This window comes from Neomoorella stamsii (assembly GCF_002995805.1).
Taxonomy (GTDB): Bacteria; Bacillota; DSM-521; order Neomoorellales; family Neomoorellaceae; genus Neomoorella; species Neomoorella stamsii.
The window spans coordinates 52,836-75,536 of record NZ_PVXL01000065.1 but is presented as its reverse complement, the minus strand read 5'-3'; the positions used below and the strand labels follow the sequence as shown (position 1 = coordinate 75,536).

Annotated in this window: 18 protein-coding genes and 1 riboswitch; of the genes, 11 read left to right on the top strand and 7 right to left on the bottom strand. The window is 55.0% G+C overall.

The features are described 5' to 3' along the window. Positions 1-66 precede the first annotated feature (66 nt). The 4 genes from MOST_RS14070 (at position 67) to MOST_RS18625 (ending at position 3,629) form a co-directional block, all read left to right on the top strand. On the top strand, positions 67-1,236 hold the full coding sequence (locus MOST_RS14070; protein ID WP_161952855.1) for an NEW3 domain-containing protein: 1,170 nt from the start codon (positions 67-69) through the stop codon (positions 1,234-1,236). Beyond that, positions 1,206-2,210 (top strand): ABC transporter ATP-binding protein, encoded by a 1,005-nt coding sequence (locus tag MOST_RS14065; RefSeq protein WP_245909671.1) that lies wholly within the window; start codon positions 1,206-1,208, stop codon positions 2,208-2,210. The genes MOST_RS14070 and MOST_RS14065 overlap by 31 nt, the downstream gene beginning before the upstream one ends. Then, positions 2,191-3,195 carry an ABC transporter permease gene (locus MOST_RS14060; protein ID WP_083476459.1) on the top strand — a complete coding sequence of 335 codons (1,005 nt, stop codon included), beginning with the start codon at positions 2,191-2,193 and terminating at the stop codon, positions 3,193-3,195. The genes MOST_RS14065 and MOST_RS14060 overlap by 20 nt, the downstream gene beginning before the upstream one ends. A gap of 158 nt (positions 3,196-3,353) precedes the next feature. Further along, entirely contained in the window at positions 3,354-3,629 is a 276-nt protein-coding gene (locus tag MOST_RS18625; RefSeq protein WP_054935664.1) for a diguanylate cyclase domain-containing protein, read from the top strand. A gap of 183 nt (positions 3,630-3,812) precedes the next feature. On the opposite strand, the gene MOST_RS14050 is transcribed toward MOST_RS18625, so the two are convergent. The 5 genes from MOST_RS14050 to MOST_RS14030 form a co-directional block, all read right to left on the bottom strand. Further along, complete coding sequence (locus MOST_RS14050) at positions 3,813-4,685, bottom strand: GGDEF domain-containing protein (protein ID WP_054935663.1); 873 nt, start codon at positions 4,683-4,685, stop codon at positions 3,813-3,815. After that, complete coding sequence (locus MOST_RS14045; RefSeq protein ID WP_054935662.1) at positions 4,685-5,050, bottom strand: hypothetical protein; 366 nt, start codon at positions 5,048-5,050, stop codon at positions 4,685-4,687. Before MOST_RS14045 ends, MOST_RS14050 begins: the two co-directional genes overlap by 1 nt. Positions 5,051-5,242: 192 nt before the next feature. Next, a riboswitch (cyclic di-GMP riboswitch) is annotated at positions 5,243-5,330 on the top strand. A 159-nt stretch (positions 5,331-5,489) separates the two neighbouring features. Then, complete coding sequence (locus MOST_RS14040; protein ID WP_054935661.1) at positions 5,490-7,337, bottom strand: NADH-dependent [FeFe] hydrogenase, group A6; 1,848 nt, start codon at positions 7,335-7,337, stop codon at positions 5,490-5,492. An 83-nt stretch (positions 7,338-7,420) separates the two neighbouring features. Continuing rightward, positions 7,421-9,133, bottom strand: coding sequence for an NADH-quinone oxidoreductase subunit NuoF (nuoF, locus tag MOST_RS14035; RefSeq protein ID WP_083476458.1), 1,713 nt, complete (start codon positions 9,131-9,133; stop codon positions 7,421-7,423). Continuing rightward, positions 9,075-9,605, bottom strand: coding sequence for an NADH-quinone oxidoreductase subunit NuoE family protein (locus MOST_RS14030; protein ID WP_054935660.1), 531 nt, complete (start codon positions 9,603-9,605; stop codon positions 9,075-9,077). Before MOST_RS14030 ends, nuoF begins: the two co-directional genes overlap by 59 nt. A gap of 254 nt (positions 9,606-9,859) precedes the next feature. Between MOST_RS14030 and MOST_RS14025 the strand changes: the two genes are divergently transcribed. The 7 genes from MOST_RS14025 to MOST_RS13995 all read left to right on the top strand — a co-directional run bounded on the left by MOST_RS14025 (position 9,860) and on the right by MOST_RS13995 (position 18,248). Further along, positions 9,860-10,522, top strand: a complete 663-nt coding sequence (locus MOST_RS14025; protein WP_244266970.1) for a Crp/Fnr family transcriptional regulator — start codon at positions 9,860-9,862, stop codon at positions 10,520-10,522. 255 nt (positions 10,523-10,777) lie between these two features. Next, on the top strand, positions 10,778-12,226 hold the full coding sequence (locus tag MOST_RS14020) for an SLC13 family permease (RefSeq protein ID WP_054935658.1): 1,449 nt from the start codon (positions 10,778-10,780) through the stop codon (positions 12,224-12,226). 26 nt (positions 12,227-12,252) lie between these two features. Further along, positions 12,253-14,016, top strand: coding sequence for an adenylyl-sulfate reductase subunit alpha (locus tag MOST_RS14015; RefSeq protein WP_054935657.1), 1,764 nt, complete (start codon positions 12,253-12,255; stop codon positions 14,014-14,016). Between the two features lie 29 nt (positions 14,017-14,045). Then, the gene (locus MOST_RS14010; protein WP_054935656.1) at positions 14,046-14,369 is read left to right on the top strand and encodes a 4Fe-4S dicluster domain-containing protein; all 324 of its coding nucleotides are present in this window, start codon (positions 14,046-14,048) and stop codon (positions 14,367-14,369) included. A 74-nt stretch (positions 14,370-14,443) separates the two neighbouring features. Then, the gene (locus MOST_RS14005; protein WP_054935655.1) at positions 14,444-16,786 is read left to right on the top strand and encodes a hydrogenase iron-sulfur subunit; all 2,343 of its coding nucleotides are present in this window, start codon (positions 14,444-14,446) and stop codon (positions 16,784-16,786) included. Positions 16,787-16,800: 14 nt separating this feature from the next. Beyond that, positions 16,801-17,346 carry a 4Fe-4S dicluster domain-containing protein gene (locus MOST_RS14000; protein WP_054935654.1) on the top strand — a complete coding sequence of 182 codons (546 nt, stop codon included), beginning with the start codon at positions 16,801-16,803 and terminating at the stop codon, positions 17,344-17,346. Beyond that, positions 17,343-18,248 (top strand): CoB--CoM heterodisulfide reductase iron-sulfur subunit B family protein, encoded by a 906-nt coding sequence (locus tag MOST_RS13995; RefSeq protein ID WP_054935653.1) that lies wholly within the window; start codon positions 17,343-17,345, stop codon positions 18,246-18,248. The genes MOST_RS14000 and MOST_RS13995 overlap by 4 nt, the downstream gene beginning before the upstream one ends. Here MOST_RS13995 and MOST_RS13990 read toward each other — a convergent pair. Both MOST_RS13990 and MOST_RS13985 read right to left on the bottom strand, forming a co-directional pair. Then, positions 18,209-19,444, bottom strand: coding sequence for an NAD(P)/FAD-dependent oxidoreductase (locus MOST_RS13990; protein ID WP_054935652.1), 1,236 nt, complete (start codon positions 19,442-19,444; stop codon positions 18,209-18,211). The two genes, MOST_RS13995 and MOST_RS13990, sit on opposite strands and share 40 nt — an antisense overlap. Before the next feature lie 21 nt (positions 19,445-19,465). Continuing rightward, positions 19,466-22,696: an FAD-dependent oxidoreductase gene (locus MOST_RS13985; RefSeq protein WP_054935651.1), complete on the bottom strand. Its 3,231-nt coding sequence runs from the start codon at positions 22,694-22,696 to the stop codon at positions 19,466-19,468. Positions 22,697-22,701: the final 5 nt, after the last annotated feature.

Below are 22,701 nucleotides of genomic sequence, written 5' to 3'. Positions count from 1 at the left end.
GTAACCTTTCGCATGACCTGGTCGTCTATTAAGGTGGCATTATTTATACTGGATGGGGGGATTGCTTTGCTTCGCCAACGCCCATGGTTAGTCCTGATGACACTTTTATTTACCCTGGCTCTGTCCTTCAGTCCCTTTGTAGGTCCAGCCCGGGCAGATAACGGCCTGCTCCTGTCTACGGCCTTCCCGGGCATTGAGGCCCAACCCGGGGAAACGGTCACCTTTCCCCTGGAGCTACGCAATAGTGGCGTACCCCAGAAGGTTGATCTGAAAGTTGTTTCCGCTCCCAAAGAATGGCAGACCCTGTTCAAAGGCGGCGGCATGATTGTTACCCAGGCCTTTGCCGGTAACGACAAGCCGGCCAGCGTTGATTTCCAGGTAGAAGTGCCTGAAACCGCTCAGCCGGGCAGCTACAACTTTGTGGTCCAGGCCGCCGGACCCGGTGCCACTTCCCGGCTTGGCCTGCAGGTGGTTATTAAAGAAGTGGCCACTGGCAGCGACAAGATGACCACCGACTACCCGGTGTTGAGCGGTACCAGCAGTACCAGCTTCCAGTTCCGGGTTGATCTGACCAACAACGGCGCGCAGGAGCGCTCCTACAGCCTGGCCGCCCAGGCGCCCCCCGGCTGGCAGGTGACCTTTAGCCCGGCTTATGACAGCAAGCAGATTGCCAGTTTAAGTCTAAAGCCCGGCAAGAGCCAGGGCCTGGATGTGACCGTCAAGCCGCCCCAGGGTGTCAAGGCCGGTACTTATAATATTCCCATCCAGGCCACTTCGGGGAGCAGTAAAGCGGGTGTTGTTCTCAAAGTCAATATTACCGGTAACTACAGCCTGGAATTGACTACACCCTCGGGCCGCTTGAACGCTGACGCCATTGCCGGTAAAGAGAGCCCGGTAACCCTGGTGGTGAAAAATACCGGCAGCGCTGACCTGGCCAACATTACCTTTGCTGCCAGTGCAGCCACCGGGTGGGCGGTCACCTTCAAGCCAGAAAAGATTGACCTGCTGCCGGCCGGCGCCAGCCAGCAGGTAACGGCTTTTATCAAACCTTCGCCCAAGGCCATAGCCGGTGATTACGTGGTGATCCTTTCGGCCAATACCCAGGAGGCCAGCGGCAGCGCTGATTTCCGGGTCAGTGTGCGGACTTCTACCCTCTGGGGCCTGGTGGGGGTAATTCTGGTCCTCATTGTTATTGGTGCCGTTGGGTGGACCTTCCGGAAGTACGGGCGGCGATAGCCATGGCAGGACAGGCAGCGGTCATTGTCACCCGTGACCTTACCAAGCGCTATGGCTCCATAACTGCCGTCCAGGACCTCAACCTGGAAATCAGGCAGGGAGAGATCTTTGGCCTCCTGGGGCCCAATGGCGCCGGTAAGACGACGACGATATTAATGCTCCTGGGGTTGACCGAGCCGACGTCCGGCCAGGCTCTTGTCAATGGCCTGGATGCTACCCGCCATCCCCTGGAAGTTAAAAGGATAGTAGGTTATTTACCCGATAATGTCGGCTTCTATGACGACCTTACGGCCCGGGAGAACCTCCTCTATACCGCCAGGTTGAACCAGATTCCCCCGGCAGAAGCTGAAAAGCGTGTGGTCGCAGCCCTGGACCAGGTAGGCTTGGGCAATTACGCCCACCGCCAGGTGAAGGAGTTTTCTCGCGGGATGCGCCAGCGGTTGGGCATTGCCGATATCATGGTCAAGGACCCGGCTATTATTATCCTCGATGAGCCCACTTTGGGCATTGACCCCGAGGGCGTCCGGGAGTTGCTGGCCCTCATTGTCCGGCTGGCCCGGGAAGGCGGGAAAACAGTTCTCCTCTCCTCCCATCTCCTGCACCAGGTGCAGCAAATCTGCGACCGGGTGGGGATTTTTGTCGCTGGCAGGCTCCTGGCAGCGGGGCCGGTGGCTTTACTCGGGCACCAGGTCATGGCCGGCAAGCCCCTGGAGATTGAATTGCAGGCCGAGCCGGACAATGACGACCTGTTTTCTACCCTCCGGTCCCTTCAGGGTGTGACCGCCGTCGAGCGCCACGGGGCCTTTATCCGGCTGCGCTGCGCCCCAGGCCGCGATATCCGCCCTGAGCTGGTGCCTTACCTGGCAGGCAAAGGGTTTACCCTGCTATATTTAAGGGCCCGAGGTTATGATTTAGATGATATTTATCGCCAGTATTTCCAGGGGGAGGGATACCATGGGACGATGGCAGGATAGGGTGAAAGAATGGCTGGTCTGGTGGCGGCAGCAGGAGTGGTTCAGCGGCGGGCTGAAAACTGTTTTCCAGAAGGAACTGGCGGACAACCTGAGCAGCACCCGCTTTACGATCCTGGTTTTCCTAGTGGCCGTAGCCGGCGTAGGCGCCTTTTATGTAGCAGCCCAGAGCATCCGCCAGGCAGCAGGTGAAGGGGACCCCCAGTTTGTCTTCCTGCGCCTTTTTACCACCAGCGGTGGGTCCCTACCACCCTTTATCACTTTTATTTCTTTTTTGGGACCCCTGCTGGGCCTCGCCCTTGGCTTTGATGCCATCAACGGCGAACATAATAAGCGCACCTTGAGCCGGTTGCTCGCCCAGCCTATCTACCGGGACGATGTCATCAACGGCAAGTTCCTGGCCGGCCTGGTAGTTCTGACCGTGGTCATCCTGGCCCTGGGGTTCCTGGTGGCCGGGTTGGGGCTGCTGCTAATCGGCGTTCCGCCCACGGGCGAGGAAATCGGGCGGTTGTTTATCTACCTCCTGGTCACCATTATTTATGTAGCCTTTTGGTTAAGTGTCTCCCTCCTCTTTTCTTTATTGTTCCGCCAGACCGCCACCTCGGCCCTGGCGGGTATAGCCGTGTGGCTGTTTTTTGCCCTCTTCGCCGGGATGCTGGCAGGGCTCATCGCCGACGGCCTCTTCCCGGTAAGTGAAGACGCTGAGCCGGCCCGGATCCTGCACAACGCCACCTTAAAACAGGATCTCAGCCGCCTGTCGCCGACAACCCTTTATGATGAGGCTACGGTAACCCTCCTCAACCCGGGGGTACGGACCCTGGGCCCGGTACTTGTGCAGCAGCTGGAAGGGGCCATCCCGGGGAGCCTGCCACTGGACCAGAGCCTGCTCCTCATCTGGCCACACCTGGTAGGGCTTATCGCAGCTACCATGCTGATCTTTGCCCTGGCCTATTACTTCTTTATGCGCCAGGAAATACGGGCCGGCTAGGCGGCAATATCTTTCCTTTTGCCGGTGATAAATCTTCACCGGCTTTTTCTTTTCCATTTTCTAATTGCATTATTACGCCCGTGAGTATAAAATAATGGTAAAAAGTACGTCAGGATTTTAATAACTGGCGGAGTACCCTTACCAGTAATCCAGGACAGATGTGCTTCTACGGCAGGAATGATGAAGCCACCTGCTGTTTTTTATATGCAAACCGGTTACATATTTTTGTCATAGCAGGATATTCGAGAGTAGAAGAAGAAATTGCGGCATTTAATGCTGGTGCCAGGGAAGAGGGATATCCTGAGGGCTTCAAGTTAAGCCTGAGCTTTGGGATTGCCACCTGGGAACCGGGAAGCACCAGGAAATGGGAAGAAGTACTTAAAGAAAGCGACATCTTAATGTACCAGGAGAAGAAGGGAAAGAAAACTTCCTAGAATTTTGCTTTTTGCTCGCTTTTATCTATGTGGAAAGCCATGTAGACCACCCCATACTGGACCTTGCCATTTTCCGCCAGCGGCTACTTCTGGCCATGACGGCCGCCAGCATGAATCCGGAAGCCATGTAAGGGTTATTTGCCAGCACTCAGGTCGGCTCCCTGGGCATCGCTGTCAAGGATTTTACATACCTACAGTTTCTTTAAACTCAATTGCCTCCACAGCTACTACCGGCTTTTTCAGTTTTTTGGCTCTGGTTGAAGCCAGGCTGGCCATATTGACCAGGTATTTGACTATGTAACTACTGTCTTCGCCAGAACTGCGTAGTTCTGAACAGCGGCCTCCGGCTACGCCGGCAGAAATGGCGACCTTTATTTTCCCGGGCCAGTTTTCATTAGCAAGGGCTAGGACCATTTGCCGGGCAAGTTTTTCGGCTTCGGCCAGGGGCCTGGTAGTAACGGCAGCAAATTCGTCCCCGGCATAACGACATAAAGTATCCTTATTGCTGTCGATTAAGCTATTTAATATTAAAGCAGTCTGGCGCAGGACATTGTCGCCGTAGATATGGCCGTACTCTTTATTAATAAAGCCAAAGTTATCCAGATCCAGGAAGATTACCGCAATCTCCTGGCCTTCTTTTAATAACTCCAGGGCCTTTTCGTAAAAGATTTCGGCTTTATTTAATCCGGTAAGGCTATCGGTATATTTACCCAATTCCGACATAATTTGGGCGCAGGTAACGATGCCAATAATATCATTTTCTCTGGTAACTACCAGACGCTCAATTTTATGCTTTGCCATTAATTTTTGCGCTTCTGTGAGGCAAACTGTTGGCGGTACAGTAATTACTTTGCGGGTCATGGCATCGGCAACCAGCCGGTTGGGATGAGATCTTTTTATATCCCTGGAAGTGATGATGCCTACCAGTTTTCCCTCTTCTACTACCGGTAGACTACCTATACCATAACGTTCCATGATGGATGCCGCCCGGCCGACACTGGCCAGAGGGTTGATGGTATAAAGCTTCTGGCTTATCAGGCCTTCTACCGTGGGCACTACAAATCCACCGTCCTGTTTATCTGGATGGTAATATTTATCTGGGCTTTAACCACCATATTGTCGTCAGCGATACGGTTTCCTTCATCGATTACAACTGGCAAAAGCTTTTCTTTGGGTAGGAGTCTTAAAAGAGATTTTTTTACTACTACTGCTTCAAAAACTTCATGGTTGAGGCGAACTATCTCATACTGTTCCGGCGAGACCGCATCAACCATCCGCCTAACGGCTTCGGGACCGATAGGGGCTCTTTTACCGACGAGCAAGATGTCCTGCATGGGAGGGATTTCAAATTCCGATAATTTTATGGTAATGTCGGCTTTACGTTGTGGTTCTGGTGAGCGGGACGTTTCCTGGAGTGTCAAATAAAGATATCCCCCTTCCTTCCCCAAAAACACATATTATATTATACCCCTTTTTACTAAATTTGCCCATGGAGTTTTATATTAATTTTTAGTTAAGTTATCTATGTTAACCTGACCTTGCTAGCTTATTTACAATTAATATGCCAACTGACAGTCAAAAAATTAATAAAGGTGCCGATGATTATCTTAGATAACCGCAAAAGGCGAACCCGACCGAAAGGCGGGGGCGCAAAGCCAGGGGCCTAAAGCCTTAACAGGCCATGGCAGCCGGGTTGCCGGATAAGCCAATTTGAAAGTTGCTGGCGATGAGGGGCAACTCCGGTTTTTCGGGTTGGCGCCAGCCACTACGACCTCCTCTGTACCTGCCGCCTGGGGCGGCGGTAAAAGGCCCTGCCTTTGTAGCAGGGCTTTTTGTTTGCCTGGACGCGAATTTAGAAATTTACTGGACTGGATTTACCGCATACCCCGGCAAAGGCCCCCGCGGTGTGTAGTGGGTATGCAAAAGCTTATTCGCGGTCTCGCTCAAGGGCGCGCCCAGAAACTCGGCGTATATTTTTTGCACCGCCGGGTTTTCATGGGACAGGCGGATGCGGCGGGAGTAGTCGATGCGGTAGAGGGCATCGGCCCGGTTGTGGCGGTAGTCCAGGGAGATTTCCTTGTGATCCCGGCTGCCAAAGATGGGCTGCCCGCCGCCGCCGACACAGCCGCCCGGACAGGCCATAATTTCTACATAATCAAACGGCTCGCCGGCCTTCATGCGGTCGAGGACTTTCCGGGCATTGCCGGTACCGTGGGCAATGGCCACTTTGATCCTTCTTCCCTTTAACTCTACCCAGGCCTCTTTGACGCCGCTGATACCCCGGAATTCTTCAAAGTCGATTACCCCCATTTCGCGGCCATGGGTGAGGGCATAGGCCGTCCTGACGGCTGCTTCCACAACGCCGCCGGTGGCGCCAAAAATGGTGCCGGCGCCGCTAGCTATCCCTAAGGGCGTGTCGTATTCTTCATCCGGTAGCTGGCGGAAATTGAGGCCGGCCTGGCGGATCATCCGCGCCAGCTCCCTGGTAGTCAGTACAAAGTCGACATCCTTCCATTCACCGCTGCCCATTTCCGGGCGGCTGGCTTCAAACTTTTTGGCCGTGCAGGGCATGACGGCTACAACCACAATTTTTTTCGGGTCCAGGCCTTCTTTCTGAGCGAAATATGTCTTGGTAATGGCCCCAAACATTTCATGGGGTGACTTGCAGGTAGACAGGTTGGGGATGAATTCCGGGTAGAAATGCTCACAGAACTTAATCCACCCCGGGCTGCAGGAGGAGAGGAGAGGGAGGGGCCCGCCGCGGCCTTCCAGCCGTTCCAGGAGTTCATGGGCCTCTTCCATAATGGTCAGATCAGCCGTAAAATCGGTGGCAAAAACCCGGTCAAAGCCCAGCCGTCGTAAGCTGGCTACCAGTTTACCCGTAACTACAGTGCCCACCGGCAGGCCAAATACTTCTCCCAGGGTAACCTGGATGGAAGGAGCAGTCTGGACGACCACATATTTGTCCGGGTCTGCCAGGGCCTGCCAGACTTCATCAATGCACTCCTTTTCCACCAGGGAAGCCGTGGGGCAGGCGATAACGCACTGGCCGCAGGTGATACAGGCGACTTCGGCAAGGTCTTTCATAAAGGATGGGGCAATGACGGTGTTAAATCCCCGGTTCTGGGCAGAATAGACATGAACTTCCTGGACCTTGCTGCAGATGGCCTCACAGCGCCGGCATTTAATACATTTATTATAATCGCGGACGATAAAAGGGTTCTTATTGAAAATTGGATAGTTGGAGGTTTCGCCGGTAAAGCGAATGTTGCGGATGCCCAGGGTATCGGCAAGGTGCTGCAACTCGCAGTTGAGGTTGCGGATGCAGTTAGTGCACTCCCGGTGGTGGTCGGAGAGCAGGAGTTCCACCACGGTGCGGCGGGCCCGGAGGACCCGGGGCGTGCTGGTACGGACTTTGAGGCCGGCAGAGACAGGGTACACGCAGGCCGCCTGGAGGTTTTTGGAACCCTCTATTTCCACCATGCACACCCGGCAGGCGCCGATCTCATTGATGTTTTTCAGGTAACAGAGGCTGGGAATCTCAATCCCCACCCGGTGGGCGGCCTCCAGGACAGAAATACCTTCCTCAGCCACGACTTCCCGGCCGTCAATCCAGAAGCGTACCTTTTTCCTTGCGACGGGGCGGGTGGCGTCTTCCTCCCGGCCAACGGGGGAAACTGGTTCGAAGGTGAGTTTGTCAGCAGGCATAAGATTGCTCCTTTACTTTGGCTTGGTTTGCGCTCGCACAAAATCTTCACGAAGCGATCTGGGGCTTACTCTCGGGCACGGGTTTAGTGAAGAACTGGCCGCTGCGTTAAATTGCGGCATACCCCGGCCGGGCAGTATTTATCCCGGACGTGGGCCTCGTACTCGTGGCGGAAATACCGCAGGGTAGAAAGGATGGGGTTGGGCGCCGTCTGGCCCAGGCCGCAGAGGGAGGCCTCTTTAACGTCGTGGCTCAAGTCTTCCAGTAGTTTGAGATCATCCATGGTGCCCTCTCCGGAAGTAATGCGCTTTAAGATCTCCAGGAGGCGTTTGGTTCCCACGCGGCAGGGAGTGCAGCGGCCGCAGGACTCGTCCTGGGAAAACTCCAGGTAAAAGCGGGCAATATCTACCATGCAGTCGCTTTCATCCATGATGATAAGCCCGCCGGAGCCCATAATAGAGCCGGCAGCAGTTAGGGCTTCATAGTCAACAGGTGTATCCAGCATCTCCTCCGGGAGGCAACCCCCGGAAGGACCGCCCGTCTGCACGGCTTTAAACTTTTTCCCGCCGGGAATACCACCGCCGATGCCAAAAATTATCTCCCGCAGGGTGGTGCCCATGGGCACTTCGATGAGGCCGGTGTTGTTGATACTGCCGGCCAGGGAGAAGACCTTGGTGCCTTTGCTACCTTTGGTGCCGAAGGAGGCGTACCATTCCGCACCTTTACGGATAATCACCGGTACGTTGGCCAGGGTTTCGACGTTATTGACCACGGTAGGCTTGCCCCAGAGGCCGGCCTGGGCCGGGTAGGGCGGCCGTGGCCGCGGTTCACCCCGGCGACCCTCGATGGAGCGAAGGAGTGCAGTTTCTTCGCCACACACGAAGGCCCCGGCTCCCAGACGGATCTCAATGTTAAAAGAAAACCCTGTACCGAGAATGTTGTCCCCCAGGAGGCCGGCGCGGCGCGCCTGGCGGATGGCCCTTTCCAGACGGTCGACGGCGATAGGATACTCGGCCCGGACATAGACATAGCCCTGCCGGGCACCGATAGCGTAGCCGGCGATAGCCATCCCTTCCAGGACACTGTGGGGATCGCCCTCCAGGATGCTGCGGTCCATGAAAGCACCGGGATCCCCCTCGTCGGCGTTGCAGACCACATACCTGGGCCGGCCTGGGGCCGCGGCCGCCAGCTCCCACTTGCGACCCGTAGGAAACCCGGCCCCGCCGCGCCCCCGTAAACCCGAGGCGCTGATGGCGGCGATGATCTCTTCTGGCTGGCGCGACAGGGCTTCGGCCAGGGCCTGGTAACCGTCGCGGGCAATGTACTCGTTTATATCCTCCGGGTTGATGAGGCCGCAGTTGCGTAAGGCGATGCGGTGCTGGGCCTGGAAGAAATGGATTTCCTTCATGCGCCGGGCATGCTGCCCGGTGGCCGGGTCACGATAAAGGAGGCGAGTAATTACCTGGCCGGAAGCCAAACCCTTGACCAGGTCGGCGGCGTCCTCCTTCCGGACCCGGCAGTAAAAGATGCCTTCCGGGTAGACTACGGCAATGGGGCCCAGTTTGCAAAAACCAAAGCAGCCGGTCTTGATAATTTTTACTTTTTCTTGGAGCTGGTGGGCCTCCACCTGCTTTTTTAACTCCTCGCGCAGGCCGTGGCTTCCCGAAGAGCTGCAGCCGGTACCGGCGCAGACCAGTATTTGATGCTCCCCGGCAGCTTCTTCCCTGCCCAGGCGGGCCTCAATGAGGGGGAGGTGCTGTTGCTGGATGTTCAGCAGGTCGCTGGTGCACGTGATCATCTGCTAACTCCTTTGCCTGGTAGCGAGATAAAATGCCGGCTACCTCGCCAGCCGTAACCTGGCCGTAGATGTCGTCGTTGATGGCCATCACCGGCGCTAAACCACAGGCTCCCATACAGCGGGTGGACCGCAGGGTGAAGAGACCGTCCGGGGTGGTATCGTCGTCGTCGAGATCCATTTCGTTTTTAAAGGCCTGGAAAATCTCCTGGGAGCCCTTGACATAACAGGCTGTGCCCAGGCAGACACTGATGGTATACTTGCCCTTGGGCTCGGAATTAAAAAGAGAATAAAAGGATACAACGCCGGCGATTTCCGCGAGGGGGATATTTAACCTGGCCGCCAGGTAGGCCTGGACCTCCGGTGAGAGATACCCAAAGATTTCCTGGGCCTGGTGTAAGATGTGAATGAGCTGCCCTGGCTGCCGGCCGTGGACTTTAATGACCTTATCGAGGCGGCTATATTTATCCAGCATAAGACTTACCTCCGACCTTAGTTTGAAGCAGGGAGGTTTTTTTCATACCAGGACCTGGCTGGATAACCCTTTAAAAAAGAGCGACAATCCTTCTTGCCAGGGCATTTTTGTATTACCTGTCCCCCTTGTATTTGATTGAAAAGAAAGTAAAATAAATATACAAGAGATATAAAAGATAAATTCAAATAATCTAGTTCAAGTGGGAATAAGCACAGAAAAGATTGCTATGGGGAGGTTAACTGGCATTGGGCAGCATGGCATTAGCTTTCACGGACCATGATGTAGGCGAATTCTTCCGGCAAAGGGGAAAAGCATTTACCTTTCGTGCAGGCCAGGTGGTATTTATGGCCGGAGAGGAAAGTAGTCGAGTATTTTTCATTTTAAAAGGGCGTGCCAAAATTTACCGCTTAACACCCAATGGTAGCAGTGTTACGGTGGCCATCCGTCATCCAGGAGAACTTTTTGGTCTGGCAGAGGTTCTCTGTGACAGCGAACGCCTTTGTTTTGCCGAAGCCCTGGAGGAACTAGAAGTACTGGAACTTAAAAATAAAGATTTTGAAGCCATGTTGTTAGAAGACCCTGCCTTCGCCCGCGAAATAGCCGGTATCCTGGCCAAACGCCTGAGGGAAGCAGAAACTACTATTTACGAAATGGTTTACTACCAGGCTCCCAGCAGATTGGCACGCTTACTTTTAAAACTTGCCAGCTGCTGCGGCCAGGCTGCACCACAGTTAATACCTCAAGGAATTAAGTTAGGAATACGCTTAAGTCACCGGGAAATTGCCGAAATGATTGGAACTTCACGCCAGACGGTAACATCTATTCTTAATGCTATGGTGCGGGAAAAAGCCATTGACGTGCAGTACAAGGAAATTATTGTTCTCGATCGAGAAAAGCTCGAGAGATGGCTGTTTTAAGTCAAACAGGTTATTTTGACAGAAACAAGCGGCAAATGCCGCTTTTATTTTGTCATTAAGCAGACAATTCTAATGACGTAGCCGGGACAATTTTCCTGGCTAATAGTTGCTACAATAAGAGTAGTGAAAAGTACCACATAGATTTGATTGAAGGAGGTTGAAAATCAAAAGTAATAATAATCTACTTTAAAGAGGAGGATTTTTTGGTGAAGTAGCGCGAGAATATATTCACAAATAAGAAAGGAGGCTACCAGAATGAACGGTAAAACAGCAGACCTGTTGCAAGGGATGGAACGGAAACAGGTTGCTGGTATAATCATCGCTTTTGCCCTCCTCTTCGGGATAAGTTCTGCCCCACCTTTTCCCGGTCTTAAACCCCAGGCGCAAACTGTCCTGGCTATTTTCCTATGGTTTATCACCTGTATGGTTACTGATGCCTTGCCGAAGGCTATTGTAGGCCTGGCTGCACCCACCCTGCTGGTGGTCATGGCTAAAATGAAAATCCCCAATGCCTTTGACGCATTTGCCTCAAACGAATTCTTCCTGGCCATTGGTGCCTTTATCTACGCTGCCATTATGATGGGGACACCCCTGGGCCAGCGCATAGCTATCGGTATCACCAACGCCTTGCGTTCAACCAGAGTAACGCGCATCCTGACCGGCCTCTCCCTGGCCGATGTGGTCATCGGCGGCATCCTTCCTACGGTAAGCGAAACCGCCCTTTTCCTGCCCATTTCCAAAGGTGTCACCGGGCTCATGCGGGGGCGAGAGCACCTGCCGGAAAGCAAGAGGATCAATACAGCCATCATCCTGATGATCACCGCTCTGGTACCCCTCTTCACCGGGCCGCTAATTCTGACGAGCCACTTCCCCAATATCATGCTGGCCGGCAATCTGGCCAACGCCAAAATCCAGGTTTCCTGGGTTGACTGGTTCATCTATAACCTACCCCTCTGGGGCCTGTTACCTATCCTCTTACTCTATGTTACCTGGTACTTCAAACTCAAAGGGTTGGACATTCCTGGCGCCGACGAAGAACTGCCAAAGATGAAGGCTGAACTGGGAAAGATCACCTGGCCGGAGATTTGGGCCGCAGCCTGCATAATCCTGGGCGTTTTCCTATGGATAACCGAAGGGACCCTGCACAAAATGCAAACAGGTATGGTAGCAATCATCGTGTTGATGCTGGCCTTTTTGCCTTTTGGCAAGCTCAACTTCGAGAAAATGAACCGGTACATCATGTGGGACATCTGGCTGCTCCTGGGTGGTGCCATTTGCGTTGGTAACGCCTTGAATAACTCCGGAGCTGTCGGCTGGCTGGCCGGTTTTATCGTCAACCCGATTAAGGCAGCAGGTATTCTTTCGCCCATTGCCGTTCTCTTCATTATCGTTTTCGGCTTCCACATCGCTCGCGCCGGTATTGTCAGCGCCGCCGCTATGGGAGCTACCTTTATTCCTTTAACCATTGGCCTGGCCAAGGAGTTAGGGTTTAATATTCTACCGTTTTCGTTAATCGTTATTAATTCCTTAAGCTACTCTTTCTTCCTTCCTATTTCAATAACTGCCTTCCTCATTGCCTGGGGCGCCTCAGGCACATCTACCTGGGAGGCCATCAAATTCGGATCTTTACTTTCAATCATCGCCAATATTTACGTCATTCTCGTTCAAGGTGGCTGGCTAACCCTTATCGGTCATCCTTTCTAAATTAATAAAACAGGAGGTATAAGCTGATGCCGCAAGGAACAAAATTGCCGTCTCGTCTAGAAGATATAGAAGTAGTGCAGCTCAAGACCGATATCCTGGTGATCGGCGCCGGTAACGCTGGCTGTTTTGCCGCTATTGAAGCCAAAAAGCTGGACCCCAATCTACAAGTAACATTAATGGAGAAGGCCCATATCGACAGGAGCGGTTGCCTGGCCGCGGGTATGGACGCTATTAATACCTACATTAAGAAGGGGCGGACAATCGAGGAATTTGTGCGCTGGAGCCGCTCCCAGGCCGGAGGCCTCATCAGGGAAGACCTGACCATAAGCCTGGCCGAGGTACTCAATCAACCTACCGAACAGTGGGAAGAATGGGGCCTGCCCGTCGACAAGGATGAAGATGAGCAGTACCATACCCGGGGCAAGTGGGACATTACCATCAAAGGCTCGGAAATGAAAGTGATCCTGGCGGAAAAGGTACGGGAATACGGCTGCCAGATCCTCAACCGGGTAGTGGCCACCAACTTCCTGGTCGTGGACGGCAGAATTATTGGCGCTGCTGGCTTTGGGGTGCGGGACGGTAAGATGTATATCGTCCTGGCCCGGGCTACCATCGTCTCTACCGGGGGTTGTGCCGGGCTGTATAAGCCATACACCAACGACGGCGTGGACAGCCATCATCACCTCTGGTATTGCCCCTTTAACACCGGCGCCGGATACGCCATGGGGATCCGGGCGGGAGCAGAAATGACTACTTTTGAAATGCGCTGGTGCGCAACCCGGACGAAGGACTTCAACGGCCCCATTGACACCATCTCCGTCGGTTACGAGACACCCATGATCAATGCCTACGGGGAAAAGATCTTACAGGAGCGCTACGCCCACCTGGGCGGTGACGCTGCACCACGTTTCATCCGGGCCAATGTACCCATGGAAGAATGGCTCAATGGACGGGGACCGTGTTACGTCGATACCAGGGGCATGACTGATGAAAATATCAAGGATATGAAAATAGATTACCTCAATGAACGCCCGGCCTTTGTCCTTTACCTGGCAGCCCGCGGACAGGATCTTAAACAGGAGCCCATTGAGATTTACGGCAATGACCCCTACATTGTCGGTGGTCATACGGCCAGCGGCTATTGGGTTGATATCAAGCGGGCAACCACTTTACCGGGGTTATTTGCTGCCGGTGATGTGGCCGGCGGCACGCCGAATAAATTTGTAGGTGGCTGCGCAGCGGAAGGAATGCTGGCAGCCCGCGGTGCCGTGGAGTATCTCAAAACGGTTACTGTCGTACCGGAAGTTCCCTCAGAGCAAATCACTAAAGAGCGGGACCGGGTTTTTGCCCCGGCTATCCGCCAGGTAGAGGTAGGGGACGGCATTACGCCGCGGGAAATGGAAGAGCGCATGCAGCGGCTGATGGATGAATATGCCGGTGGTGTTCACCAGTTCTACCGTATGAATGCCACTCAACTCCAGTTTGCCTTGAAAAATATCCGCATCCTCAAAGACCAGACTAAATATTTAATTGCCCGTGACCTCCATGAGCTCATGGAAGCCCATGAGGTGATTGACCGTTTAGATGTGGCCGAGGTACTATTGCACCATCTTCTCTTCCGGGAAGAAACGCGCTGGCCGGGCTGGCAGACGCGCACCGATTTTCCCGAGCGCAATGATGAGAAGTTCGACTGCTTTGTAAACTCGCGGCGCAATCCTGATACCGGGGAAATTGAAGTATTCACCCGTCCCTATGAGCAGGTAGTGCCAGGGGATCGTTACTTGCCCTAAATTGATGGAGAAATAAGGAGGAATGAGTAATGCCGCCCAGAGTTAACCTCGCCAAATGTGACGGCTGCAAAGCCGAAAAAGAACCTTTGTGCGAACAGATCTGCCCGGGGGATCTGATGACTTTAAACCCGGAAAACCAAAAGGCTTACTGCCGTTCCCCCAGGGACTGTTGGGACTGCATGTCCTGCGTGAAATCTTGCCCCCAGGGGGCTATAGAAACCAGGTTACCGTACCAGATTGGTTATTATCAAGCCAAACTTATACCTCTTATGGGTACTAATCGCATTACCTGGACCTGTATCGACATCAACGGTAAAGTAGAACGCTTTTCCTTTAAAACCCGAAACGATTAACCACGAAGTGCTGCCTGCAGGGGCACCAAAACTGGTGCCCCTGCAGGCTAGTGGAATAAGGAGAGGTTAACGGTATGGAGGGACCTCAAATTGGCCTTTACCTCTGCCAGTGCTGGGGTGAGATCGGGCGCACGGTAGATCTCGAAGGCCTGGCCAGGGCAATGGGCAAGAAAAAAGGAGTCAGTGTATGCCGTGTTCATGAAGCCTGGTGCAGTAAAGATGGCCTGGCCGTCCTCAGCGAGGACATCAGGGAAGGCAGGGTAAACCGGGTAGTCCTGGCTGGCTGCTCGCCCAGGGAGAAAGAAAGTATCTTCCGGCAGGCAATAGAGGAGGCCGGTTTAAACCCCTACCTCCTGGAACGCTGTAACTTGCGCGAGCAATGCGCCTGGCCCCATCGAGACGACGGCAAGAAGGCTTACCTAAAAGCGGTAAACCTGGTAAATATGGCCCTGGCCCACTCGCGCCAGGCAGAGTCATTGACCCCCCTGGCCTTCGCGGCCAGCAAGGCTGTCCTGGTGGTGGGTGCTGGCATTGCCGGTTTGAGTGCCGCCCTGGACCTGGCAGCCGCCGGGGCAGAAGTTATTGTAGCAGAAAAGGAAGCCTTTATCGGCGGCAAAGTGGCCGAATTTTACCGTTATTTTCCTCGCCAGTGCCCGCCGTCCTGTGGTTTAGAATACCTGACGGCGGAGATCAGGAAAAACCCCCTGATCACCCTTTATACCCTAACTGAAGTTAGCGACATTGAGGGGGGACCAGGCAATTTCCAGGTGAAGCTGCGGCAGCAGCCACGCTACGTTGACATGGCAGCCTGTACTGCTTGCGGAAAGTGCGCTGAGGTCTGCCCAGCAGAGCGGCCCCGGACCGGGCCGTTACCGGCGCCAGGGAAGGCCATCAGTCTCCCGGGAGGTTTCGCTTATCCCCTGGCCTATGCCCTGGATAAAGAAGTTTGCCGTGGGGGAAATTGCAACCTGTGTGCAGTAGCCTGCCCGACCCAGGCCATAAATTTAAACGCCGTAGAGCAGGAATTCTCCCTGGAAGTAGGGGCTATTCTCTGGTGCACGGGCTGGCAGCCCTACGATGCCAGGAACCTGGAGCTGTTTGGTTACGGCCGTTATGCCAATGTAATCACCAACGTGGAATTTGAACGCCTGGCCTCACCCAACGGCCCGACAAAAGGGAAGTTATTGCGCCCGTCCAATGGCAGGCCGGTAAAGCGCGTGGCCTTCATCCAGTGCGCCGGTAGCCGTGACATCAACCACCTGCCGTACTGCTCCCAGGTTTGCTGTGCCGTAACGCTGAAACAGGTCCAGTACGTCCGTGAGCTGGCGCCGGAAGCCGAAAGCTATGTCTTTTATATGGACCTGCGGTCAACCGGGGAATATGAAGCAATGTACCGGCGCGTCCAGGAAGAAGGCATGGCCACCTTCATCAGGGGGAATCCGGCGGCAGTAGAGGAGGAGCCCTCTACCGGTCGCCTTACTATCCTGGCCGAAGATACCCTTGCCGGTGAGGCGGTACGCCTCGAGGATCTCGATCTCGTGGTGCTGGCGGTAGGTATGCAGCCTAATCAGGGGCCAAAGAGATTTATCGAAAACGTCGCCAACTGGGAATTCCCCTCGGGGCATATCCAGTGTTTTCCCTTTGAAAGCCAACGCCGCGGCATCTATGTTGCCGGCTGTGCCCAGGGACCCATGGACGTAGCCGCCGCCGTCCGCAGTGCTGCCGGGGCGGCTATGAAGGCTATGACGGTAATAGGCGGTAATTTCACTGTTCCACCTACCGTACCGGTCGTCGATAAAAATAAATGCGACAAGTGCAAACGGTGTATGGAGGAGTGCCCCTTCAATGCCTGGAGCTGGGATGAAACCGAATACCCTGCCCCCGATTTACGCAAGTGCCGCCAGTGCGGCATCTGTGAGGGCGGCTGCCCGTTAGGTGTTATTTCGTTACGCAACTTTACCATTAAACAATTGACGGCCATGGTGGAAGCAATAGATATGGGATTCCTCGGGCGGCAGGAACCCGTGGTTGTTGCTTTCCTGTGCATCAATGACGCCTACCCGGCGGCCGACCAGGCCGGGCGTAAAGGCTGGCAGTATCCCCCCAACATCCTGACTATTCCTGTGCCCTGCGCCGGAGCAGTTAATATGAAGGTAGTAGTAGAAGCCCTGACGGCCGGGGCCGACGGCGTGCTGGTAGGTGGCTGTCCCTCGGACCAGTGCCATTACCGGCAGGGCAGCGACCTGGCCGCAACGCGGCTGGCCAACGTGGGCGAGACGCTGCAGCGGATGGCCATTGAGCCGGAGCGGGTACGTTTGGTACGCCTGAAAGCAGATGATGACAGCTTATTTGTAGCGGAAGCGGAGTGGTTCGTGGCCGAGTTACGGGCGTTAGGTCCCAGCCCTTTGAAGCCTTAAAGGGAGGCAGGAAAATGGCTATAAACATCTCTCGGTCTGCCCTGCCGGAAGACGGGGAACTTTGGAAGATAGCCGCCGCCTGCTTCCAATGTGGTCGCTGTACGGGTGGCTGTCCGGTAGTCTTTGCTGCCAGGGAAACGCCGCGGCAGGTAATCCGCTTGCTCCAGCTCGGTGTCTGGGAAAAGGCTCTGGCTTCTCCTACCATCTGGGTTTGCGCGGGGTGCCATTTTTGTACCGTAGAGTGTCCGCGGGGTGTGGACCTCCAGGGGCTTATGGTCCGGTTGAAGCAGCTTGCCCTCCGCCAGGGAAAGCATAAAAAAGAGGCTGCTTTTTACCAGGCCTTCCTTATGGGCATCAAGCGAAACGGCCGCATCTTTGAACCTGGACTGCTCCTGGTTTACGCCCGGCGGGCCGGAGTTAATGTTTTAAAGCCTCAAGTTAAGGTGGGGATGCAGATGCTCCGACGGGGACAGGTTACGCTGCGTCCCTCGCTGGTAGAGGACAGGATGAAACTGCGCGCATTACTGGAGACGCTAACGAGGGGAGGGCGGGAAGGATGAAATGGGCCTTCTTGCCCGGCTGTTCCCTCCATAGTACAGCGGCCCAATATCGCACCTCTTTCCTGGGGGTGGTAAGGGCACTTGGCATTGAAGTGGAAGAGGTGCCGGACTGGAACTGCTGCGGGGCCACGGCTGCGAAACATTTTAACCAGCAGTTCACGCTGGTACTGGCCGCCCGCAACCTGGCGCTGGCCGAAAAGGTGGCGCCGGTACTGGCGGTTCCCTGCAATCTTTGCTATAACAACCTGACCCTGGCGGCCCATGCCTTGCAGGATGAGGCCAAACGGGAGCAGATCAACAGCCATCTCCTTCCCCTGGAACTCCGCTTGCGGGGAGAAGTTGCTGTCTATCATCCGCTCAAGCTTTTCTTGCAAGAAGTAGGGGTGGAAAGGATCCGGCAGGCCGTTGTCCGGCCGTTAGCGGGTCTCAAAGTAGTTGCCTACTACGGTTGTCTCCTTACGCGGCCCAAAGAAGCCAGCATCGGTGACAGCAACCGGTGGCCAGCCTGGCTGGATATGCTGGCCGTTACGGCCGGGGCCACCCCCTTGCCTTTTAACGCGGCCACCAGGTGTTGCGGCGGCACCCTGGCCCTCACCCATCCGGAAGTAGCCCTGCGGGCAGCAGGAGTAATACTGGCCGAGGCCCGTGTGCGGGGAGCGGAGGCGATCCTGGTTACCTGTCCCATGTGCCAGCTCAACCTGGAGAGGGCCCAAATCCAGGAAAAGGGAAGAGAAAAACGTCTCCTGCCGGTACTTTATTTCACCCAGTTTCTGGGCCTGGCTTTGGGGTGTGATCCCATAACCGTGGGGTTAAAGAAAAATTTGATCCCTCTTCCCAAAGAATGGAGCTCCTTTGGGGCTCATCAGGCCAGGGCCAGCTCGTCGAAACGTGCCTGGTGTTGAATTGCAGTCGCTAACCGGTCTATTATTTCCCGGACCAGGCCCAGGGGCTTACCGTGGACTTGAGCACCAATAGTTGCCCCGGTTTCCCGGGCATAAGCCACCTTTACCGCCACATCTCTGGCTATCACGCCAGGAGCAATATCGACTGTTAGCATTTCTCTACCCGTTTCCGGGTTCGTTCTTTGAATGAGACCCACGGAGCCAAAGGCATGATCGCCAATGGTGACAGAGAACTTCTCTAAAGCTATTTCCCTGGGGCGCTTAAGGGCGAAGAGATTGGCGGCGGCCACGCGGGCCTCGCGGCCGCCCGCGATAGCCTGTCTGGCAATAGCGCCCCCTGGTCCGGAAGGGGAGATTTTAGCGGCACAATCGCCAACGGCAAAGATATCTTCATCACTGGTGCGCATATACTCATCAACAAGGATGCCAGCGTGTTCGTGGGTTGCCAGACCGGCCTCCCGGGCCAGCCCGGTATTGGGCACGACACCTGTGGCCAGAATAACCGTATCAGCAGGTAAAGTCCGGCCGCTGGTGAGCTTCACCTGTTCAACCCGTTTATTGCCCTGCAATTCTTCTACTCCGGTTGCGGTTATAATGTTGAGACCTCGCTGCCGGAGGTTTTCCTCCACCAGGGTGCAAAACTCATCGTCAAAAGCCCAGGCCAGGCAGTGGGGGAGAAGTTCTACCATGGTGACGTTTAGCTGCCGGTTGGCGGTGCATGCCTCGGCAAACTCTATGCCGGCGGGTCCGGCACCCACGATGACCAGGGACCTGGCAGAAGCCAGAGAAGCGCGAATGTTTTCCAAGTAAGGGAACTCTTTTTTTAAGGCAAACACGCCTTGCAGGTCGGCGCCTTTAAAAAGAGGCGGTGCCGGAAGGGAACCGGTAGCCAGAATTAATTTATCATAAATAATATCTTCAGCGAAGGCGGTGGTGACGCATTTGCCCTGGCGGTCAATGGCTGTCACTTCATCGATTACCAGTTCAATTCCCTCATCATAAAGACGGTCGTCCCGCAAGACATTGTTATAGAGTGTACCTTTAGCGCAATTGTAAGCAAGGCACCACGGGATTAAAGCCCGGACTTCTTTACGCACCAGGGTGATCTTTTTGCCGCCATAGTAGCGCCTGGCAGCCAGCGCTGCCGTATACCCGCAAATACCCCCGCCCACAACCAGCACATCCGTCCGTTTCATGGCTGCACCCCTTTCCGGTTTTTAACCCAGGCAACTGGCCAGGCGCCCGTTATCCGGCATTGGTGGAGGGAGACGCAGAACCTTTACCGTTTCTTCGTCAATCCCGATTTCACCCAGTATCTTCTTGACACGGCGCCAGGCCTGCTCCTGGCAAATCATAGGGTCGGGTCCAGAGCGCTGGCTGCCGAAGGCCCTGGCCGGCCGGAAGTGGCACTGGCCTTCAATGCAGCCCGTCAGTAAAATCTCCTGCGCGCCGGCTTCAATGGCCTTAAGCACCTCCAGGGTGCCAATCCGGCTTAAACACGGTACCTGCAATACAAAAACGTCATTCTGGCAGTCCAGGCCAGCAGCATTTTCAAAGTTGGCATAAGCGCAGTAGCTGCAGGTGAAGATAACGGTAGGCAACACTTTTCCTGGCTCATCTGGCAGGGCCTTGAGTTCAGCTTCCATTTCAGTATGACTGTAACCTGTAAGGGTAATGGCTTGCGCCGGGCATGCCGCCACGCAGGCGCCGCATCCCTGGCAGAGCAGGGGATCGATATATGAACGGTGTTCCTTAATTACAGGGGCACCATGGGGACAAACACGCACACAGGTAAGACAGGCCGCGCAGGCGCCTTCTACCCGGGCTACCCGTTCGGGAATGGTTTGGCGCTCTTGCACCAGGAGGGCGGCCGCCTTCGCGGCCGCGGCCTGAGCTGAAGCTATGGCTTCCTCGAGATTCTTAGGCCCTTCTGCCAGCCCGCAGGTGAAGATGCCTGGCACCGGCGTCTCAACAGTTTTTAATTTGGGATGGCTGGTAGCAAAGAAACCATTCTCGTCCAGGGGGATGTGGCATAAAGACGCCAGGCACCAATTCTCCGCCCGTGGCTCCATCCCGGTCGCCAGCACCAGGAGATCGGCATCAATGACAATTTCTTCGCCCAGGATGGGATCGTAAACCCGGACTTGTACTTTGCCCTCTGGTCCTGCTTTCTTTGCGGGCACCGTTACTTCCGGCGGCGCTTCCAGGTTATAACGCAGGAACAGGATGCCCTGAGAGCGGGCGGTCTCGTACCACTGCTCCTGCAGGCCGTAGGTCATAATATCCCGGTTGAGCACGTATACATCAACTTCTGGGTTAATTTTCTTGAGTTCAAGGGCATTTTTTAAAGTTTCACTACAGCAGATCCGGCTGCAGTAAGGATGGGAGTCATCGCGGGAATCTACGCATTGAATAAAGACAACCTTTTGCAGGCTGTCCAGTCGCCGGCTCCGGGTTTTAAGCAGGTCTTCTAACTCCAGGCCGGTAATTGCTGCCGGGTGCTGGCCATACAAGTACTGCCGCGGCTTCTTTTCTGCAGCACCGGTGGCAATAATAATTACGCCGTGCCGGATGTTTTCCTTTCGCCCGCCTGTACCTTCTATCTCTGTAGCAAAACTTCCCAGCTGGCCGGTTATGGTCCTAGCTTGAGCGTTCAGGTGGATATGGATGCGGGGGTGTTTGCTGAGACGCTGGCTTAGCCTGGCCAGATATGCCTCAACGTCGGCGCCTTGTAAGGTGTACTGCAGGCGAAGGGCATTACCACCCAGTCGTCCCTCCTTTTCTACCAGGTGGACTTCGAAATCGAGATCGGCCAGGGTAAGGGCGGCAACCATGCCGGCCACCCCACCACCGATTACCAGGGCGGCGGGTGTTATTGACCATTCCTCCACCATGCCGGCAGGAGCAGTCAATGCCCTGGCCGCTCCCATCCGCACCAGGTCCCTGGCTTTTCTGGTAGCGCGATCTTTCCGGCCACTGTAAATCCGGACCGCATGATCCAGGACATTAACCACCTTTGCTACATTGCCCGGCAGGCCAGCCTGCCGCAAATAAGTGTTTACCAGGGGTTCCAGGGCACGCACACTGCAGGCAGCTACTACAATCCGGTTTAAACTATGTTCCTTTATGGCCTGGCGTAATTGTTCGCCCGCCCCCCCGGCGCAAAGGGATAATCTTTCCACCCAGGCAACCCCAGGCAAGGAGCGGCTATATTCTTCCAGCTCCTTTAAATCCAGGCCGGCAGACAGCTGGTCACACCCGCAGACAAAGACGCCGGTCCGCGGCGGGATACTATTGCCGCCAGGAAGTGAAACCAATTGTATTTTAGGGGGCAGGGAACTCCAATAAAATAAACCTGCTTCTTTTAGCCAGGAAGCGCAGGCAGCGGCAGCGGCCGAGCCCTGGGTGACGGCGTCGATTACGTCACAGGGGCCGCTAAAGGCGCCGGCGACAAATACTCCTTCCCGGGTGGTGGCCAAGGGAGAAAGGGCAGGGGACTGGCAGAAACCATAGGTATCGACCTTAATATCCAGCCTGGCAGCCAGTTCCCGGGCGCCATCCGGCGGTCGCAAGCCGGTAGCCAGTACTGCCAGGTCAAATTCTTCGACGTTGATCTGGCCGTTTTCCTGGGCATAGCGAATGACCAGCCGGGGATCTCCTGGAGACTGGATAATGCTGTGAATGCGGGAACGAACAAGCCTTAATCCGTATTCCCGCCGGGCCTTCTCCAGATATTCCTGGTAAGTTTTGCTGTAGGTACGCAGGTCCATGTAAAATAGGGTTATTTGCGGTAAAGGGAGTTTCAAAGCAGCAGCGGTCTCATAAAGCATCAGGGCCTCCTTCAGGGCATACATACAGCAGACGGCCGAGCAGTAAGCCACTCCGGTGGCGGGATCGCGGGAGCCGGCACACTGGATGAAAGCCACCCGTTGCACCGGCTCTTTGCCCGGAGGACGGTGCGGGTACCCACTGTTAGCCAACTGTTGCTCCAGCTCCAGGCCCGTCAAGACACCGCTATAACGGCCATAACCGTAACGGGCGTTTAAACTGGGAGGTAAATATTCCTCATAACCGGGACAAAGGATGATGGCAGCCACATTGATGGTTTCTTCCCGGCCCTGCCGGTTAAGATGGAGACAAAAATGGCCTGCTTTCCCGGTTAAGTTTTTAACTTCAGCACCGGTCAAGAGTACGATTTTATCTTCCCCAGCCAGCCTGATAAAGTGCGGGGAGCGTATACAGAAGAAACCATGCCAGGGCGTCAAAGCGCAGGCGCTGCAGTCGTTGGTGGGAAAGGTCTTGGATAAAATAGCCAGCTTACCGCCCGGCCGGGCAGCGCGTTCTACCAGGATTACCTGGTGGCCGAGGCAGGCCAGGTCTAGAGCCGCCTGGACCCCGGCGATGCCTGCTCCCAGTACGGCTACCGGCAACGAACCATTTTTATCCATCAATA

What these genes read in the sequence shown, in the direction of transcription:
- MOST_RS18625 (WP_054935664.1), top strand. Translation starts at nt 3,354, where the DNA reads ATGTGCTTCTACGGCAGGAATGATGAAGCCACCTGCTGTTTTTTATAT.
- MOST_RS14025 (WP_244266970.1), top strand. Translation starts at nt 9,860, where the DNA reads ATGGCATTAGCTTTCACGGACCATGATGTAGGCGAATTCTTCCGGCAA.
- MOST_RS14005 (WP_054935655.1), top strand. Translation starts at nt 14,444, where the DNA reads ATGGAGGGACCTCAAATTGGCCTTTACCTCTGCCAGTGCTGGGGTGAG.
- MOST_RS13995 (WP_054935653.1), top strand. Translation starts at nt 17,343, where the DNA reads ATGAAATGGGCCTTCTTGCCCGGCTGTTCCCTCCATAGTACAGCGGCC.
- MOST_RS13990 (WP_054935652.1), bottom strand. Translation starts at nt 19,444, where the DNA reads ATGAAACGGACGGATGTGCTGGTTGTGGGCGGGGGTATTTGCGGGTAT.
- MOST_RS13985 (WP_054935651.1), bottom strand. Translation starts at nt 22,696, where the DNA reads ATGGATAAAAATGGTTCGTTGCCGGTAGCCGTACTGGGAGCAGGCATC.
- MOST_RS14000 (WP_054935654.1), top strand. Translation starts at nt 16,801, where the DNA reads ATGGCTATAAACATCTCTCGGTCTGCCCTGCCGGAAGACGGGGAACTT.
- MOST_RS14010 (WP_054935656.1), top strand. Translation starts at nt 14,046, where the DNA reads ATGCCGCCCAGAGTTAACCTCGCCAAATGTGACGGCTGCAAAGCCGAA.
- MOST_RS14015 (WP_054935657.1), top strand. Translation starts at nt 12,253, where the DNA reads ATGCCGCAAGGAACAAAATTGCCGTCTCGTCTAGAAGATATAGAAGTA.
- MOST_RS14040 (WP_054935661.1), bottom strand. Translation starts at nt 7,337, where the DNA reads ATGCCTGCTGACAAACTCACCTTCGAACCAGTTTCCCCCGTTGGCCGG.
- MOST_RS14020 (WP_054935658.1), top strand. Translation starts at nt 10,778, where the DNA reads ATGAACGGTAAAACAGCAGACCTGTTGCAAGGGATGGAACGGAAACAG.
- MOST_RS14060 (WP_083476459.1), top strand. Translation starts at nt 2,191, where the DNA reads ATGGGACGATGGCAGGATAGGGTGAAAGAATGGCTGGTCTGGTGGCGG.
- MOST_RS14030 (WP_054935660.1), bottom strand. Translation starts at nt 9,605, where the DNA reads ATGCTGGATAAATATAGCCGCCTCGATAAGGTCATTAAAGTCCACGGC.
- nuoF (WP_083476458.1), bottom strand. Translation starts at nt 9,133, where the DNA reads ATGATCACGTGCACCAGCGACCTGCTGAACATCCAGCAACAGCACCTC.